Genomic DNA, 1,319 nt, shown 5'->3' with positions numbered 1-1,319 from the left:
TCAACCCCAGCCAAGCCTGCCGCGGCCAAGAAGGGATCCCTCCCCTCGATCCCGAAGTTGCCGACCAATTGCGGGACAAAATTGTCCTGGTGGGTTTTGTGGGCGGCTACCCCGAAACCTTCCCAGTGCGGACTGCGGATGGATCCCAGATTGCGGCGGTGGAGCTGCAGGCGCAAGTCCTCTCCAGCCTGCTCACCGGGGAGGTCTACCAATCCGTGCCGGGGGGGGTGGCGGTTGCGGTGGTCTTGCTGCTGGGAGTGGGAACGGGACTGCTTTTGGTGCTTTATCGTCCCCCCCTACGTTCGCGTCAGCGGTGCGGAGCACTTTTGAGCCCTTGGGGCTGGAAGCAACAGCAGTTTCTCCTGCGGCCTGTGGTGGGGCTTGCCGTTTACGAAGGGTGGGCTGTGGCCCAGTTTCTACTGGGGCGTTGGGTTTGGCCTCTCGTCTTGCCGGCCCTGGCCAGTGGGCTAACGGGGGTGAGCCTGCTGCTCACTTTGGTCATTGTGGAGAATCAAGAACGGCTCTTGGCCCAGCAACAGGAACTGGAGCGCCTGCGCCGAGCCGAACAGGAGGCCGCCATTGACCAGGCTCGCAAGCTGCTCTACCGAGTAGCCACCGACATTCACGATCGCGAGCTGCAGGAGCTGAAGGTGGTGATGGACAACTTGGAGAGCTTGCAATGGCAGCAGCACCAGGGAAAAGCTCCCGATCCCACCGTCTACGACCACCTGCTCGAGCAACTGGAGAGGATCGGACGCGGGATCCGGAATCAGCTCAACGATGTGCGCACTCTAGCTGCCAAGCTGCGCATCTCCCCCAGCTTACGAGAAGGGCTGCATCGAGGCATCGAGATCTATCTGGATGAACTGATCCAATCGGGCAGCCTAACGCTATCTGTAGAGCGGCAACTGCAACCTCTGCAGGAGCCCAACACCGGTGAGTGGTTTGATCAGCGAGAAGACATCTTGCGCTTTTTGCGGGAGGCCATCGGCAATGTCATCGCCCATGTACAACCCCCCAAAGGCAATGCTTCCTTTGTCAAGGTGTCGCTGGCCCAAACGGAGCGCCACTGCTGCCTTTCCGTGGTCAACGATGGTATCGAGTACGCTCCCGGCCTCAGCGGCGGCTACGGCAGCAAGGCCATGAACACCATCGCCCGCTATCTACCCAAGGGATCCTGGCATCGCACCCGCACCCCAGAAGGCCATACCCATGTCGAGCTGCACTGGGAGATGCCGCTCTGAAAGACCTACACAGCACTGAACAGAACAGATTTTTGCTCAGCGCTGTTGCTTTCTTCCTGCTTCAGCAACCCTTGA

General features: G+C 60.2%; 1 pseudogene. It reads left to right on the top strand.

The features are described 5' to 3' along the window. Positions 1-1,244: pseudogene (locus NW820_RS03660) on the top strand (histidine kinase); the annotation flags it as partial. Positions 1,245-1,319: the final 75 nt, after the last annotated feature.

The sequence above is a fragment of the Synechococcus sp. R55.7 genome (assembly GCF_047461955.1).
Taxonomy (GTDB): Bacteria; Cyanobacteriota; Cyanobacteriia; order Thermostichales; family Thermostichaceae; genus Thermostichus.
Note: the sequence above shows the minus strand (reverse complement) of the source record. Positions and strands in the feature narration are given on the sequence as shown.